The 16,992-nt window shown below is 35.7% G+C and carries 12 protein-coding genes; 10 read left to right on the forward strand and 2 right to left on the reverse strand.

The window, feature by feature from the left end:
* Positions 1-102: 102 nt before the first annotated feature.
* The 10 genes from ACH3PA_RS13125 to ACH3PA_RS13170 all read left to right on the forward strand — a co-directional run bounded on the left by ACH3PA_RS13125 (position 103) and on the right by ACH3PA_RS13170 (position 14,818).
* The gene (locus ACH3PA_RS13125) at positions 103-1,041 is read left to right on the forward strand and encodes a glycosyltransferase family 2 protein (protein WP_416448242.1); all 939 of its coding nucleotides are present in this window, start codon (positions 103-105) and stop codon (positions 1,039-1,041) included.
* 235 nt (positions 1,042-1,276) lie between these two features.
* On the forward strand, positions 1,277-2,428 hold the full coding sequence (locus ACH3PA_RS13130) for a glycosyltransferase family 4 protein (RefSeq protein WP_416448243.1): 1,152 nt from the start codon (positions 1,277-1,279) through the stop codon (positions 2,426-2,428).
* Positions 2,429-2,539: 111 nt separating this feature from the next.
* A complete protein-coding gene (locus tag ACH3PA_RS13135; RefSeq protein ID WP_416448244.1) occupies positions 2,540-3,319 on the forward strand; it encodes a WecB/TagA/CpsF family glycosyltransferase in 780 nt (259 codons plus the stop codon).
* A gap of 99 nt (positions 3,320-3,418) precedes the next feature.
* Positions 3,419-4,876 carry a hypothetical protein gene (locus ACH3PA_RS13140; RefSeq protein WP_416448245.1) on the forward strand — a complete coding sequence of 486 codons (1,458 nt, stop codon included), beginning with the start codon at positions 3,419-3,421 and terminating at the stop codon, positions 4,874-4,876.
* A gap of 71 nt (positions 4,877-4,947) precedes the next feature.
* Positions 4,948-5,697: a polysaccharide biosynthesis/export family protein gene (locus tag ACH3PA_RS13145; protein WP_416448246.1), complete on the forward strand. Its 750-nt coding sequence runs from the start codon at positions 4,948-4,950 to the stop codon at positions 5,695-5,697.
* 1 nt (position 5,698) lies between these two features.
* Positions 5,699-8,095 carry a GumC family protein gene (locus tag ACH3PA_RS13150; protein WP_416448247.1) on the forward strand — a complete coding sequence of 799 codons (2,397 nt, stop codon included), beginning with the start codon at positions 5,699-5,701 and terminating at the stop codon, positions 8,093-8,095.
* Positions 8,096-8,479: 384 nt separating this feature from the next.
* Positions 8,480-8,890, forward strand: coding sequence for a hypothetical protein (locus ACH3PA_RS13155; RefSeq protein ID WP_416448248.1), 411 nt, complete (start codon positions 8,480-8,482; stop codon positions 8,888-8,890).
* Between the two features lie 132 nt (positions 8,891-9,022).
* Entirely contained in the window at positions 9,023-10,105 is a 1,083-nt protein-coding gene (locus ACH3PA_RS13160; protein WP_416448249.1) for an efflux RND transporter periplasmic adaptor subunit, read from the forward strand.
* A 23-nt stretch (positions 10,106-10,128) separates the two neighbouring features.
* Positions 10,129-13,371, forward strand: a complete 3,243-nt coding sequence (locus tag ACH3PA_RS13165; RefSeq protein WP_416448250.1) for an efflux RND transporter permease subunit — start codon at positions 10,129-10,131, stop codon at positions 13,369-13,371.
* 28 nt (positions 13,372-13,399) lie between these two features.
* Complete coding sequence (locus tag ACH3PA_RS13170) at positions 13,400-14,818, forward strand: TolC family protein (RefSeq protein ID WP_416448251.1); 1,419 nt, start codon at positions 13,400-13,402, stop codon at positions 14,816-14,818.
* 99 nt (positions 14,819-14,917) lie between these two features.
* Here the strand turns inward: ACH3PA_RS13170 and ACH3PA_RS13175 are convergent, their stop codons facing one another.
* Positions 14,918-15,898, reverse strand: coding sequence for a T9SS type A sorting domain-containing protein (locus ACH3PA_RS13175; RefSeq protein ID WP_416448252.1), 981 nt, complete (start codon positions 15,896-15,898; stop codon positions 14,918-14,920).
* A 4-nt stretch (positions 15,899-15,902) separates the two neighbouring features.
* Positions 15,903-16,922 carry a hypothetical protein gene (locus ACH3PA_RS13180; RefSeq protein ID WP_416448253.1) on the reverse strand — a complete coding sequence of 340 codons (1,020 nt, stop codon included), beginning with the start codon at positions 16,920-16,922 and terminating at the stop codon, positions 15,903-15,905.
* Between the last annotated feature and the right edge of the window lie 70 nt (positions 16,923-16,992).

A 16,992-nucleotide genomic window follows, 5' to 3' on the forward strand; every position in this document is an offset into this window, starting at 1 on the left:
TAATATTATTTATACTTATTGGTAAAGCAAATAATGAGTTATAATATTCATGTAATAGTTAAAAATCAGCTTAAGAAAATCATGTACATTAAATTTTAATAAATGAAATATTCGCCTATTCTTCTATTTGTTTATAATCGTTTAAGCCTGACGCGTAAAACAATAGAGGCATTACAAAAAAATTTCTTAGCAAATTGTACGGATTTATATATTTTTTCAGATGGACCTCGCAAAAACGACATTGAAAAAGTAGTTCAAGTTAGAACCTATTTGCAAACCATAAAAGGATTTAAGAGAATTAAAGTATATGAAAGTAAAATAAATAAAGGTCTTGCAGCCTCTATAGTAGAAGGAGTTACTAAGATTATTGCTATAGAAGGCCAAGTCATTGTTTTGGAAGACGACTTACTCACTAGTCCGGATTTCTTAACTTTTATGAATCAAGCATTAGATTTTTACAAAGAAGAGTATAAAGTGTTTTCTGTTTCAGGATTTACAATGCCCATTCAGGGGTTAGAGAGTAAAAATATATATTTTACTCAACGTGCTTCTTCATGGGGCTGGGCGACTTGGAAGGATAGATGGAATGTGATTGATTGGGAGGTGCGGGATTATGAAAATTTCAAGAATAGTCCTAAACAACGTAGGGCTTTTAATAAAATGGGGTCAGATTTAAGTAACATGTTGAAAAAGCAAATGCAGGGTGAAATAAATTCGTGGGCAATTCGCTGGTGCTATCACCAGTTTAAACATGGTTTGTATTCTGTATATCCTACTACTTCTAAAATTCAAAATATCGGGTTATCTGACTTAAATGCAACTCATACTAATGAAAAATTTAATCGCTTTAAAACTATTTTACAAACGAACAAATCAGACTCTTTTATTTTTTCTAATAATATTGTTCTTGACACTAAAGTCATCAAGCAATTTGTAAAACCTTATTCTTTGTTAATAAGAATCAAGTATAAGTTACTAAATAAGATATTCTCCGGTTTTTCATTAAATCTTGTTTTTTTCATTATAGCACAAATAAGGTAGGAAGAATTTCTTTTAAGCCAGATATTGAGTAATTTCAAAATTGGAATACTAGTGGGTCATGAAAATTTAATTCAATGATTGTGTCTTACAAAATGGCAAGAATAAAAAAATAGGTTAGGTTGAATAGCTTGTCTCACTCGCAACAACAAATTCAGTAGCTTTGAGTTTTATACATATCTCAATACCTAATCCTATAAGAAATAATAACTGTACACATTTCTAAGTGTCACCTTTTATGAAAATACTTCTTATTCACTCATATTATACCTTGCGAGGCGGTGAAGATGCTGTTTTTGAGCAGGAGGCAAAACTCTTGGCCAGAAAAAATGATGTTGAGGTTTTATGTTTTTATAACCAATCAGGTATCAAAGGAGCACTGCAATTTTTAGGTTCTATATGGAATATACAAGCAGCAAAAAAGGTAGCAGAAAAATTAGAACAGTTTAAACCGCAGGTTGTTCATATTCACAATTGGCATTTTGCCACAGGACCTTTAGTTTTTAGGACAATATCTAAAAGGCGAATCCCCGTAGTGGTTACCCTGCACAACTATAGAATGATATGTCCTTCTGCAACTTTTTTAATAAATGGTGAGATAGCTATTAATAGTTTGAACGCTTTCCCTTGGTATGCTATACGAAATAAGGCGTATAGAGGTTCATTTTTTCTAACTTTTTGGTTAGCTTTTACTAATTGGTTTCATAATAAGATAAGAACCTGGAATAAAGTAGATAAATATATTGTTCTCACTCAATTTGCAAGAAATTTATACACAAAATCAAAATTAAATCTAGATTCTAACAAATTTATTATTAAATCCAATTTTGTTGAGAAAATAGGAGAATTAGAGATTGAAAATAGATTAGACCATTTTTTATTTATTGGTAGGCTTTCTAAGGAGAAAGGGATTGTAACTTTACTTGAAGTTTTTAGAAATTCAAAATTTAAATTGCGCATAGCTGGTGATGGTCCTTTAAAAGATCATGTTTTAAAAATTGAAGATGAAAAGAGTAATATTACCTACTTGGGCAGTCTATCAAAGATTGAGATCATGAAAGAACTAAAACAATGTACAGCTCTTGTATTTCCTTCACAATGGTATGAGGGCATGCCTATGACAATTATTGAAGCTTTATCTACCGGTACACCTGTAATTGCAAGTGATCTTGGGGCTATGTCTTCAATGGTTAAACATGAATACAATGGTTTGTTGTTTAATTATCAAGATGAAGCAAGTCTTTTTAAAGCTATTACATACTGGGCTACACAACCAAATAGTATGAAAGGGAAGATGCAAAAGAATGCCTATTTGGAATACGAGAATAAGTTTACTCCCCAAAAAAATATCGTACAATTAAATAATATTTATGAATCTGTCAATCATTGAATTAATACCTTACCATAAATAAATATTCAGTATTAATTTAGGATGAAGAGTGTCTCTTATTATTAGTAATAAGTACTTTGTCTTTTTTAAATAATCCATAATATACTAACTATGGTCAATGAAAAAAAGCGGTTGATTAATATTGATATCTCTACAGGTAAATATTCAACTTTTATAAAGGATTTGCTAAATATAGCAGCATCAGGTACATCAACTTATGTTTGCGTGGCCAATGTACATATGTTGATTGAAGCCCAAAAAGATCAGGCTTATAATGATATTATAAATAATGCCTACATGGTTACCCCAGATGGGATGCCTTTAACCTGGTCTTTAAGTTTACTATACGGTGCTAAACAAGACAGGGTAGCGGGAATGGATTTATTACCAGATCTCCTTAAAGCATCAGAAGAGACTAGTATGCCAGTATTTTTTTATGGTGGTACGCAAAATATGTTGGATGATACAAAGGTATTTTGCGAAAAAAGATATCCTGCTTTAAAAATAGCAGGTATGCATAGTCCACCCTTTAGACCATTAAATGAGGATGAGAAGAACAAAATTATAGCAAAGATTAACAATAGTAATGCACGATTTGTATTTGTGATTCTTGGTTGTCCCAAACAGGAGAAGTGGATGGCGGCTATGCATGGCAAAATAAATGCTTGTATGATAGGGGTAGGTGGAGCACTTCCTGTTATGATAGGTATGCAAAAAAGAGCACCACACTGGATGCAGGCGGGATCACTAGAATGGTTTTATAGATTTATACAAGAACCAAAACGCTTATTTAAGCGTTATGCCATTACAAATTCTATGTATTTATATCTTTTTTTCAAAGAGTTGGCGCTTAAAAAAGGAGGATCTAAGTCTGAAAAAAATTCTCAATAAAAAGGATAGAAATTATTGTATTACATTAGAAAGAAATAAATACCTATTTTGCCAGAATATTTGTGTGCAGTTAGGTTTTTGCACACTAAAATAGACCGTATGAATAAAACTCCTTTGTTTTTATTGATTATCCTTTTTGTTCAAAATGGATATGCTCAGGTAGAAAATATAAATGCTACAGTTGAGAGCCAGGTAATAATTACATCAAAAGATCAGGTACCATTCTGGATGTGGGCAAATCAATATGGAAGCATCCCTCTTTCCGGTTTTTCTACCAGTGTGATTGGTTCTGCTTATAAAGAATATGAAGAAAGCGGAAGTTATGATGGTAGGGAATCTCAATTATTTGATTGGGGTGCAGGTTTTGAGGGTAGGGTAAATGTAGGAGAGAAGACTGAAGGAATACTTATAGAGGCCTATGCCAAAGCAAGGTTAGCCATGTTTGAGTTGAAAGCAGGGAGAAGCAAGGATGTTGTGGGTTTGGTTGATACAACCCTATCTTCAGGCGCATTTTCAGTTTCCGGAAACGCTTTAGGAATACCTAAAATAGAAATTTCTGTTCCAGAATTTTATGCGCTGCCGTTTTGGGATGGTCTCTTTGCTTTTAAAGGAAACTTTGCTCATGGCTGGTTAGGTACTATTCCCGTGCAATATGGTAATCATGAGCCTACCAAAACCTATTTTCATCAAAAATCCCTATACGGAAGGTTTGGTAAACCGGGATGGAAATTGCATTTGTATGGCGGTTTTAACCATAATGCTTTTTGGGGGAATACAATCAACTATGAACCAAGCTTTCGACTCTCTAATTGGCAAGAGTATTGGTACACGATATCAGGAAAAGTTTATAATTCATCTAAGACAGGGAATCATCTGGGTTCAATAGATCTGGGTTTGCAGTATGACTTTAATTCTGTTTCTTTATTAGCATATAGACAGCAATTTTATGACATTGGGGGATTATATCATCTGTCTAATATTGCTGATGGTTTAAATGGTATTAGTTTTACAAACAAGAATAAATCTCAGAGAAATTTTAAATGGAATAAGATTCTTTTTGAATTTTTATATACTAAGAGCCAGGGAGGAGAACTCAATAATAAAATCACACCTTCAGGAGATGAGAATTATTATAATAGCTATGTCTATACCCGAGGATGGTCTTATAATTACTTAGCTTTAGGAAATCCTCTTTTAACAACAACTCCTGCCGCAAGAGATAATCTTGTTTCAGCATCAAATGATTATTTTTTAAATAATCGTATTGTAGCTTTTCATTTGGGATTTGAAGGAACTATGAATGATTGGAACATTCTTTCTAAACTTACTTATACACAGAATTACGGTACCTATGGCTCTAGTACGGGACATTCAATAGGTAATAAGCGCACTAAACCTTATGGTCAATTTGGAAAAGAAAATCAGTTTTCAGGATATATAGAAGCCAATAAAAATTTTGCAGATCAATTTAATCTGGGTGTGGTTGGGGCAATAGATCGAGGAGGTTTATATGAAGACTCTCTGGGAATGTCAATAAAGGCATCCTATCATTTTTAAATATTTTATTTATAAGTAACAATTAGTATATGAATAAATTTTACTTGAATAAATCTTTAATTTTTATAGTCTTGATTGTAGTAGTGTCAGTTACTTCCTGTGTTCCACGTCAGGAAATAGTTTATTTTCAGGGGCTGGAACGGGCGGAACAATTAAGTACTAACAATAGGAAAAGTTTAACTATAAAACCTAAAGATCAGTTGACAATAAGTGTATCGGCCCCAGAACAAGAAGCTGCAATACCTTTTAACCTCCCTTTGGCTGGTTCGGGAAATGTTCTCGACCCCACCAGTGTTTCAGGACAACCCAGGTTGCAAACTTATTTAGTTGATGATAATGGTGCCATTATATTTCCTGTTTTAGGAACACTTGACGTTGAGGGGATGACTCGGGGAGAATTATCGGGGTTGTTAAAAGAAAAAATCTCGAAATATGTGCAGGATCCCATTGTCACCGTGAGAATAGTAAATTTTCAAATTAGTGTATTGGGAGAGGTTACACGTCCTGGAACGTTTGATATTAATGATGAGTACCTAAGTCTTCCTCAGGCCTTGGGTATGGCAGGAGATATGAGTATTTATGGACGAAGAGATAATGTATTGGTTATGCGTGAGGAAAATGGTAAAAACAAACATGCCTATTTAAATTTAACTGATGCAGATATAATAAACTCCCCTTTTTATTATCTAAAGCAGAATGATGTGGTTTATGTAGAACCAAACGATGCACAACGCCAGGCATCTAGCTACAACCGAAATTCTGGCATATACATTTCCATAGCTTCTCTCTTAGTTTCAGTAATAGTTTTAATAGCCAGATAGTATGGAGGAAAATAAATACATACCTTCTTATTTTCAAGAAGATGAAATGAATATTAGAGAAGAACTTGAGAAGTATTTTAGATACTGGCCTTGGTTTGTTATAACTGCTATTGTATTTTCAAGCCTCGCATTTATTTATTTAAAGCTTGCCACACCTTCTTTTAGTACTACCGCAACTATTATTATTAAAGATGATGAAAATAAATCATCAAGTGCAGATTTGACCAGTTTTTCAAACCTAGGATTAATGGACGGGCTGGGTACAAATAGCATAGAAAATGAATTGGGTATATTGCGCTCCCGCAGAATGATGACCAATGTGGTGAATGCTTTGGGTATTGACGTTCAATACTATGAAGATGAAACATTCCGCAAGTCAGAAATATATAAAGCGGCACCTTTTAAAGTTGAAGTTATTTCAATAAGTAGGGTAGAGTTTGATAATGTACTGCGAGAAGGGGCCAATAGTTTCAAAGTGCATATTAATGGAAGTAATTTTGAACTGGAACAATTTGAAAATGGAACAAGTAATATTGCCTATGACGGTAAAATAACTGATTTGGGTTTTGCTGAAGTTATTTTTAGCAATACTGCCAATTTGCTGAAAGATTCTGAAGCAGAAGTAGGAGATGATTTTTTAATCAAATTCATACCTGTCCAATCTGTAGTAGATAAGTATCGTGACGCGTTAAATGTAACATTAATAGAAGATAAGGCTACCCTCATTGAACTTTCATTGATAGATCCCGTTAAAACTAAAGCACAGGATATTCTTGATCAATTGATCTTTGAATATAATAAGGAGGCAATTGAGGATAAAAACCTCGTTGCTAGTAACACTGCTTTATTTATTGACGACAGGTTAAATATCATTAATCAGGAATTAGATTCTGTAGAAGTAGGGAAAGAAGAGTTTAAAGAAGAGAACCGTTTAACTAATATTGAGGCAGAATCTGAACTTTTTATTACCAATGCCAGTGATTATAGAAAAAGGAAGCAGGAGATTGATACCCAGCTCGAGTTAGCTAATTCAATGATAGATTATATCCAAAACAGTTCTGCTTCAGATCTTTTACCGGCAAATTTAGGTATTGAAGAAACAGGGGTAAACCAGCAGATCACAGAATACAATAACCTGGTGCTCGAGCACAACCGTATCTTAAGTGGTTCTACAGAATTAAACCCTGTTGTTAAACGTTTATCAAGCCAGATAGACCAGATGAGGGCGAGTGTGGCGGCTAGCTTACAAAGAATGCGTTCAAATTTGCAAATTGCTCAACGGGATCTTAATCAACACGTGGGTTTAATAGGCTCTCAAATCGCAGATGTGCCTGCTAAAGAAAGACAATATAGAGGTATAGAACGACAACAAAATATCAAGGAAGCTTTATACCTTTTTTTACTACAAAAACGTGAAGAAACGTCATTGACACTTGCTGTTACTGCTCCCAAGGCTAAAATTGTAGATAGTGCATTTAGTGCTAAAAACCCTGTTTCTCCCAAAACTACAGTAGTAATGGGAGGGGCTTTAGTAGCTGGTTTGGTTCTGCCATTTCTGGTATTATATATGCAAAACCTTTTAAATAACAAGGTTCAAAGAAGAGAGGATATAGAAAAAGCAAGCAAAGCGATACCTATAGTAGGAGAGCTACCTCAAATTCCTAAACGGGATAGTGATCTTGTTAAAGAAAATGACCGTTCTGTACTTTCTGAGGCATTCAGGATCCTGATAACAAACCTGCAATACCTTTTAATTGATAAAGAAAATGAAAAGAATGCTTTTTGTCTCTTTGTAACTTCAACTGTAAAAGGGGAGGGTAAGACATTTACAGCTGTAAACCTTGCCATTACGTTGGCCAATACTGGTAAAAAAGTCCTTATTATGGGTGCGGATTTGAGGAATCCTCAACTACAGCGTTATGAGCTTGATGCTAAACATCGTCTGGGGGTAAGTGATTATTTAGTTAATAATGATATACTACTTAAAGATATTATTGAACCTTCTACATTGCATCCTAATCTACAGATTCTACCATCTGGAAGTATACCTCCTAACCCGGCTGAGCTTTTAAGAAGAGATAAACTGGGTGAATTATTTAAAGAACTTGAAAGTCTTTATGATTACATTATTGTAGATACGGCTCCCTCTATGCTTGTTGCTGATACTTTTCTCATCAATAAATATGCAGATCTAACCCTGTATGTGGTGAGGGCCGGTTACACAGAGAAAAAGTTACTTGATTTTGCTATTGATGCTAAAGAGAGCAAAAAGTTGCATGATGTGAGTTTTGTACTGAACGATGTGCAGGCAGCCAACTTTGGCTATGGCAATAAATACGGCTACGTATATGGTGAATCTGCTCCATCCTTTTGGCAGCGTGTAAGAAGTAAATTTTAAATATTAATAATTTGGTTCAATTTAATATTCTCCTTTGTCTGAAGCTGAAATTATTTTAGCTTCCGATAATTATTTTGGTAATAGTCGATAATATTTATTAGCAGATCTTAATCAGATAACAAAAGAAAAAAATCCTGTCGTCTTTGCGGCAGGATTTTCTGTTTATAAGACATTTACTAAATATCTATCTGATTTTAAATCTTACTATAACGATTTTCCTGAATTTTGATTCTTAGAATCACTTAGTCCTTCAAAAAATCACCTAAATCTAACTGGCTGTACACAAATAAATTATGGCTTTTAAGTCATAAAATCGGGTAAAATTGCCAATTTATCAGCGTAAAGCTTGATAAAATTCAAGAGACTAAATACATTTGTTTCAGAATGAAGAAGGCATTTAGAACATACTTTGTACTTTTTATTTTAACCCTTTTTAGTGGTTTTGTTAATGTTTATGGCAACTCTACTTCACGGGTTTCTTCTTTTTATGCTAATTCTGAATGTATTGAATTAGCAGCTCAGAATTCTCCAGATTCCCGTTTTCTTCCTTCGTCATCTTCAGATTCTCCTTTTTTATCAAAATTTATAGTTACCGAAACTGATAGTGAGGAACTAGTCGATAATCGGGGCAATGATCATGAAGATCTATTCACTTCAGATTTTTACCCTGCATTTTATATCTGGTATTACAACAATCTTTTCCAAAAGAAAAGCAATACCGTTTCTGGCAGATCTTTTATTCCTGAACTTCAATACCCGAAACAATATATCCGGTTTCAGGTCTTTCGTATTTAGAATAATTCGTCCGTTATCCTAACCGGACTCTCCACTAAAACCTGTTAGTAAATCTAATCTTTCAGGTATATCGTCATGTTTTCGCGTGACGCGTTTCTCAAATCATTAAACATTTCAAAAATTCATTTAATTATGAAAAGAATACCAATTTTCATTGGTCTGTGGGCTGCGCTATGTGCGATAGGCTGTAATTCTCACAAGGTGGAAGTACATGAAGACCGCTCGTTTCAGGTCACAAATCCTGTTTATAAGGATACTTCTATTGTAAAAGACTATGTAAGTCAGATTCATTCAATTAGGCATATTGAACTTCGTGCTCTAGAGAAGGGTTATTTGCAAAAAATATCTGTAGATGAGGGTGAGCATGTAAAGAAAGGTCAGCAATTATTCCAGATCATGCCTAATATCTACGAGGCTGAATTACAAAAAGCACAGGCCGAAAGCGAAGCCACAGAGATAGAGTATCAAAATACAAAATTGTTAGCTGACAGTGATGTTGTCTCTCCTAATGAACTCGCTCTTGCGAAAGCAAAAAACGCTAAGGCAAAAGCTGAAGTTCTTTTGGCACAGACACATTTAGGTTTTACAAATGTAAAAGCACCATTTGATGGGATTGTAGATCATCTGCATGTGCGAGAAGGAAGTTTGCTTGATGAAGGCGAATTAATGACCACCTTGTCTGATAATAGTAAGATGTGGGTATATTTTAATGTGCCTGAATCTGAATATCTGGATTATATCATGAATGCAGATAGAACTGAAAAGCAAAAAGTTAATCTCCAACTGGCAAACGGAAAGCAATTTAACCAGGAAGGATTTGTGGAAACCATAGAAGGTGAATTTAATAACGAGACCGGAAATATTGCCTTTAGAGCTACTTTTCCTAATCCTGACGGGATTTTGCGCCATGGTGAGACAGGTAGTATTTTAATGACGATTCCGCTGGATCATGCTTTGCTAATTCCGCAAAAAGCAACTTTTGAAGTACTTGATAAGAAATATGTATTTGTTATTGACGATGATAACATTGTAAGACAAAAAGAAATCACAGTAGGCGGCCAGTTGCCGCATTTATTTGTGTTAGAAAAAGGTCTCACGCCAAAAGACAAAATCATACTTGAAGGTATACGAATGGTAAAAGAGGGTGACAAGGTGAATTATGATCTCGTAAAACCCGATACCGTACTGGCTAATCTCGATATGTACGCAGAATAGCAAACCTCTAATTTTTCGACAACATGTTTAAAAAGTTTATTCATAGACCGGTATTGGCTATCGTCATTTCGGTTATAATAGTTTTTATTGGCTTTTTGGCAATCAAGCAATTGCCAATCTCCCAATTTCCACAGATCGCACCTACCACGGTAAACGTATTTATCGCATACCCGGGTTCTAGTGCAGACGTGCTGGTTAAATCAACTTTAATCCCTCTGGAAACATCAATTAACGGCGTACAGGGCATGAGATATATCGCTTCTGATGCTACCAGTGCCGGTGAGGGAACGTTACGTGTAATTTTTGAACCAGGTACAGATCCTAATGATGCGGTGGTACGGGTAAAAACACGTGTAGATCAGGTTATGCCGTTATTACCCGAACTTGTGCAACGTGAAGGTGTTACAATTACGCCGGTGCAGCCTAGTATGTTGATGTATGTCAACCTGTTCAGCAAGAATAAAGATAATGATGAAAAGTTCCTTTACAATTATGCCTATACGCGTATAGTTCCTGAAATTCAGCGAATTAATGGTATTGCGAGTGCACAGATTTTGGGAAGTAGAAAATTTGCCATGCGTATCTGGTTAAAACCGGATAGAATGAGAGCCTACAATATTTCTGCGGAAGAAGTAATGGAGGCTATGGAAGAGCAAAGTATTCTTGCAAGACCGGGAAGAGTAGGAAGAAGCTCTGGCAAAACCGCTCAATCTCTGGAATATGTACTAACCTATCGCGACAGGTATAGCGAGCCAGAAGAATATAAGGATATTATATTAAGGGCAAATAAAGAAGGAGAGATCATCAAGTTGGGCGATGTTGCCAATGTTGAATTGGGTAGCGAATTCTTTGACATTTATTCTAATCTTGACGGAAAACCGTCGGCATCAATTGTGCTTAAGCAAACTTTTGGTAGTAACGGTAGTGATGTAATCAAAGATGTCAAAGACAAACTTAAGGAGCTCAAGGCAGATCTACCGCCGGGGGTGGATTATAAGATTAGCTATGATGTGTCTAACTTCTTAGATGCCTCAATTGAGCAGGTGCTGCATACTTTGCGTGATGCTTTCATACTGGTGGCCATCGTGGTATTTTTGTTTCTGGGCGATTGGCGCTCTACACTTATACCTATTATAGCGGTTCCTGTTTCATTAATCGGCGCATTCTTTGTCATGCAAATGTTTGGTCTATCAATAAATTTGATAACACTCTTTGCACTGGTACTTGCCATAGGTATTGTGGTAGATAACGCCATTGTAGTGGTAGAAGCAGTGCATGTTAAGATGGAAGAAGAGAACCTTACACCTTATAAAGCGTCATCTGCAGTATTGGGAGAAATAGGTGGTGCAATTGTAGCTATCACTTTGGTTATGGTTTCGGTATTTATACCTATTTCGTTTATGTCTGGACCTGTAGGTGTTTTCTACAGGCAGTTTTCCATAACAATGGCAGGATCTATAGTTATTTCTGCTGTGGTAGCACTTACGCTTACTCCTGTTTTATGCGCTATGTTACTCAAAAATACACATGGCAAACCCAGAAAGAAAACACCTATAAACAGATTTATAGACTGGTTTAATAGAGGTTTTGAAAGACTTACAGGCAGATATGTTGGTTTGCTGAACTATATAGTTAACAGAAGGGTGATTACTTTTGGAATTTTAATCGCTTTCTGTGCCGGTATTTTTATAACAAACAAAGTTTTACCTGCAGGATTTATACCAAGTGAAGACCAAGGGATGATCTATGCGATTATTCAAACTCCTCCCGGGGCAACGCTTGAACGTACTAATGAGGTAGCTAAAAAATTACAGAAGATCAGTGAGGAGATAGAAGGCGTAGAATCGGTTTCATCGCTTGCGGGATATGAGATCATGACAGAAGGACGCGGCTCAAATGCGGGTACTTGTCTAATAAACCTTAAACCCTGGTCTGAACGGAAACACACCGTGCACGAAATCATGGAAGAGCTGGAAGAAGAGACAAAAGATCTGGGAGCGGTTATCGAATATTTTGAGCCGCCAGCTGTACCAGGATTTGGTTCATCTGCAGGTTTCTCTATGCGTTTACTAGATAAAACAAACTCCACAGATTATCATGAGTTTGAGCGCATAAATAACGAGTTTCTTGAGGAATTAGGTAAACGAAAGGAATTGACCGGACTCTTCACCTTTTTCGCTGCAAACTATCCGCAGTACGAGTTGAGTATAGACAACAAGGCAGCAATGCAAAAAGGAGTTTCCATAGGTAAAGCCATGGAAAATCTCAACATTCTTATAGGGAGTACTTACGAGCAGGGATTTATCAAATTTGGTCGTTTCTTCAAAGTATATACTCAGGCGTCTCCTGAACATAGAGCACTTCCTTCAGATATTGAGAAATTATATGTAAAGAATGAAGACGGGGAGATGGTGCCATATTCTGCTTTCATGAAAATGGAAAAGAAATTAGGGCCTAATGAGATTACGCGTTATAATCTGTACAATTCTGCAGCCATTCGCGGACTTCCGGCAGCTGGCTATACAACCGGTGATGCGATAAATGCAATACGGGAGGTAGCTAAAGAAAAGCTTCCCCGAGGTTATGATATCGCCTGGGAAGGACTTTCATATGACGAGGCAAACCGCGGTAATGATGCCTTGTATGTTTTCGTTATCGTATTAGTATTCGTGTACTTCGTACTTGCTGCGCAATATGAAAGTTTTCTGCTTCCATTTGCGGTTTTACTTTCTCTACCCGTTGGAGTTTTTGGATCATTCTTCTTATTAAAGATAATGGGTCTTTCTAATGACGTTTATGCGCAGATAGGTGTAATTATGCTGGTAGGTCTTCTGGGTAAGAACGCGGTATTAATTGTAGAATTCGCGGTGCAGAAACACCGGCAGGGCGCGACTGTATTAGAAGCAGCTATAGAAGGTGCTAAAATGCGTTTCAGACCAATTCTAATGACTTCTTTCGCTTTTATAGCAGGATTGATTCCCTTAGTCATTGCAACAGGTGCAGGTGCTATAGGTAATAGAACAATAGGTGGTTCGTCGCTGGGAGGCATGCTTATAGGTACGCTTTTCGGTGTAATTGTAATACCCGGACTTTATTACATTTTTGGTAAAATGTCTGAAGGACGCAGTCTGATTAAAGATGAACATGATGAACCTATATCTGAAGAATTCATGAGAACCAGTGAAGGAGAGAGTAAAATCAGTCTCAGGTTGCGAAAAATGAATAAACAGTTGAAAAAACTAATGAAAAGAAAAGACGATGAGTAAGCAGCATAAATATAAAATAAGCAATTATATGAGATGGTCGGTTTTTGTGCTTTCAGCGTTGATTTTACACAGCTGTGTGCCTAAACAAATGGTAAGAGAAGAAACCACCTCATTGCCAGAAACATATAATGATTTTGTAGAACGAGATTCTGTAAACGTGGCGCGTATGCGCTGGCAGGATTTCTTTGCAGATCACAATTTGCAGACGTTAATAGACACAGCTCTTGTAAATAATCAGGAGTTAAACATTACGTTACAGCGGGTAGCTATGGCTAATAATGAGATAAAGGCCAGAACAGGCGAATATTTACCAACAATTGGTATTCGGGCTGGAGCCGAAGTCGAAAAAGTAGGGCGCTATACAAGCCAGGGAGCAAATGACGCTACTACAAATATAAAACCAGGTGAAGAATTTCCCGAACCTTTGAATAATATCAGAGTAGAAGCTTTTGCCTCGTGGGAAGTAGATGTGTGGAAGAAACTGCGCAATTCAAAAAAAACAGCCGTTATGGAGTATTTATCTTCTGTAGAAGGGAAGAATTTCATGATAACCAATTTGATTTCTGAAGTAGCTGAAGCTTATTACGAACTTCTGGCGCTTGATAATAAATTAGCTATAATTCAGCAGAATTTAGGGCTTCAGAATAATGCAGTAAAGACCGTTAAATTACAAAAGCAAGCAGCTCGTGCTACAGAACTTGGTGTAAGAAGGTTAGAGGCTGAGGTTTTAAAAAATCAAAGCGAAATGTACGCCGTGAAGCAGGAAATCACTGAAACAGAGAATAGAATCAACTTTTTAATTGGTAGAACTCCACAGCATGTCGAGCGCAATTCTGAAGAATTTATTGAACAGAAAATTGATACTATTTATTCAGGGGTTCCAGCTCAATTGCTACAGAATCGTCCCGATATAAAGCAGGCAGAATATGAGTTAGCTGCCGCGAAACTGGACGTTAAAGTGGCTAAAGCAAATTTCTTTCCTTCTTTGTCAATAGAAGCGGGTATGGGATTAGAAGCTTTTAAAACCAAATATTTAACCACCACACCAGAATCTTTATTGTATTCTGTGGCTGGAAATCTGGTTGCACCGGTTATAAACCGAAACGCGATAAGAGCTGAATTTAGTAATGCTAATGCCAGACAACTACAGGCGGTATACGACTATGAGAAAACCATTTTAAACGCATATATCGAGGTGGTAAATCAGCTTTCAAATATTGACAACCTGAAAAAAAGCTATGAATTAAAAGTAGGTCAGGTAAGAGCGTTGACTGAATCAATAGAAATTACTAATAAACTCTTTCGTTCTGCCCGGGCAGATTATATGGAAGTTTTATTGACTCAACGTGATGCTCTAGAATCGAAGATGGAACTTGTTGAAACAAAAAAAGAACAACTTCTTGCAAGGGTTTCGGTTTATCGAGATCTTGGGGGTGGATGGCAGTAACATACATGAATTTTGGAATAGAAAAACCCGATAATAGTAATATCTATCGGGTTTTTTAATGAAAACCTTTTTTATTAGCAACCTATTATAATGAGAGATTTACCTTTTATGTATTTTATAAGAAGCATTCCCTTTATTAGTTTGAACATGCATAATATAAATTCCTGATGGTAGATAAGACAAATCAAGAGCGCCTTTAGTATTTAAATCTGAACACACTGTCTTTCCTAAAGTATCATAAATCTCAATTCTTACAATATCAACACCTTCAGAACTAAAATTAATTTTGTCTTGAAAAGGGTTTGGATATACTGACAGTATTTTGCGAATATTATCTGCTATTCCCATTACTTCATCTACTGTAAAAGCTTGAGAATCGTAGATTGACCAATTACCACTTGAATCCCTTATTCTAACATAGAAAATATGTTCACCATTTGCTAGGTTTAAAGAAGCGATGGGTGCATCAAACATTTGACCATTATTTGTCTCTGTAAAATTCGCAGACAGACCCATTCCAATCCCAGGATCGCTATCTACAAAATACTCCACTGCTTCTAATTCAGGATTTTCAACAATTTTTTTGATATAGAATGTTGTACGATCATAAAGACTCCATTTATTGTTATTATCTTGAGTACGAATATTTAAAACATGAAAGCCGTTATTAAGATTGCCTAAAGGAATGGTAAAGCTTTGTGAAAGATTACCAGAGTTTGTATTAATTGATAATTCACTTGCATTGCCTACACCTGGATCATTTTCATCAAAGTAGTATTCACCCTTTGTTATAGTACTGGCACTCACAAAAGAAGTCTTATAAAATGAAGCTCTATCGTAGAGACCCCATTGATTTTCCTGATCCCTTGTTCTTATATAAACTGCATGAAAACCTGGAGTTAAAGAAGTGGTGGGAATGTTAAGCTTTTCACTCAAGCCCCCATTATTATCACTTAAAGAAATAGAGTTTCCTTGTTGTACACCGGGATCTATATCAAAAAAATATTCTGCTTCCTTAATACCCTGTGCTCTTGCACCAAAAAAACCGAGCAAACTGATTATTATAAATATCTTTCTCATTGCTCTAGTATGAAGTAGTAGTAATATTTACTTCAAGTTGGCCATCACTGGCGACAACGGGAGTCAAACTAGTTATATTTACTGTAGGTATACCATTAGCATAACCATAATTATTAAAGGTAAAATCACCTTCGTTGAAAATACCCATATCTTCACCATTTATACCAGTGCCTTTGGCAGGAGAGATTGATTTTAAATGATAGTCTAGTTTAGGATCCCAAGCTGTAGAACCATTTATAAATTCAGGATTAATATTATTTTTATTGTTTTCACCATTAAGAACAGGGAGGCTGCTACTACTGTTATAACTTAAACAATTTGTAAAAACAACTTTTGTATTATTGTAATTAAGACCATACCATGCATCAGTTTTTGTAATAAACATGGAGTTTTGAACATCAAGTTCACCGTTTGCACTATCCATATTAGTTAAACCACTGCCACCAATATGCATGTTATTTTTCAAGATTGTTGACTGATGGTTTGTAACATAAACTGGGCCTGTAAAAACATTGTTCATAATTATTGCATCGCTAAAATTATTATAATTTGCAGTTTTTGATCCAAAAATTTCTATAACGTTCCCTTGTAACAATAAATTATTAACACCAGCCCCATCAAAATAAAGCAAAGAGACTATCCTACAATTCTGTATAGTTAAATCAGATATTGCACTTGTATTATTTGCAGGGGTACCCAAAGAAATAGAGACTCTGAAACCATTGATATTAACATTAGAGGCACCATCTTGTAGAAAGACTTTTTCAACCATCGTTCTTATCGCAGGATCGCTATGAGAATAACCTAGAAGGGTTACAGGCTTTGTTAAGTAAATATCACCATAGTTAGTGACAGAGGGATGTACATAAATAGTATCATTCGCACTTGCATCGTCAAGAGCCTGCTGTAAATTTTTGTACTGCGCGTTACTCTCTAAAGAGTTATCTACGGTAATCAGCTTTTGAGCTAAGCCTAAATGTAAAAGCCCAAAATTTAAAATTAAAAGGAAAGTAATTTTTTTCATGATAAGTTGGTTTTTAGTGGTTTATGATATCAAGATAACATGAGATTTTAATAAATAATTGCGGTTTACC

It is taken from the genome of Leeuwenhoekiella sp. A2 (assembly GCF_047946655.1).
Lineage (GTDB): Bacteria > Bacteroidota > Bacteroidia > Flavobacteriales > Flavobacteriaceae > Leeuwenhoekiella.

Coding starts and splice junctions, on each gene's coding strand:
- ACH3PA_RS13125 (WP_416448242.1), top strand. CDS start 103: ATGAAATATTCGCCTATTCTTCTATTTGTTTATAATCGTTTAAGCCTG.
- ACH3PA_RS13130 (WP_416448243.1), top strand. CDS start 1,277: ATGAAAATACTTCTTATTCACTCATATTATACCTTGCGAGGCGGTGAA.
- ACH3PA_RS13135 (WP_416448244.1), top strand. CDS start 2,540: ATGGTCAATGAAAAAAAGCGGTTGATTAATATTGATATCTCTACAGGT.
- ACH3PA_RS13140 (WP_416448245.1), top strand. CDS start 3,419: ATGAATAAAACTCCTTTGTTTTTATTGATTATCCTTTTTGTTCAAAAT.
- ACH3PA_RS13150 (WP_416448247.1), top strand. CDS start 5,699: ATGGAGGAAAATAAATACATACCTTCTTATTTTCAAGAAGATGAAATG.
- ACH3PA_RS13155 (WP_416448248.1), top strand. CDS start 8,480: ATGAAGAAGGCATTTAGAACATACTTTGTACTTTTTATTTTAACCCTT.
- ACH3PA_RS13160 (WP_416448249.1), top strand. CDS start 9,023: ATGAAAAGAATACCAATTTTCATTGGTCTGTGGGCTGCGCTATGTGCG.
- ACH3PA_RS13165 (WP_416448250.1), top strand. CDS start 10,129: ATGTTTAAAAAGTTTATTCATAGACCGGTATTGGCTATCGTCATTTCG.
- ACH3PA_RS13170 (WP_416448251.1), top strand. CDS start 13,400: ATGAGATGGTCGGTTTTTGTGCTTTCAGCGTTGATTTTACACAGCTGT.
- ACH3PA_RS13175 (WP_416448252.1), bottom strand. CDS start 15,898: ATGAGAAAGATATTTATAATAATCAGTTTGCTCGGTTTTTTTGGTGCA.
- ACH3PA_RS13180 (WP_416448253.1), bottom strand. CDS start 16,922: ATGAAAAAAATTACTTTCCTTTTAATTTTAAATTTTGGGCTTTTACAT.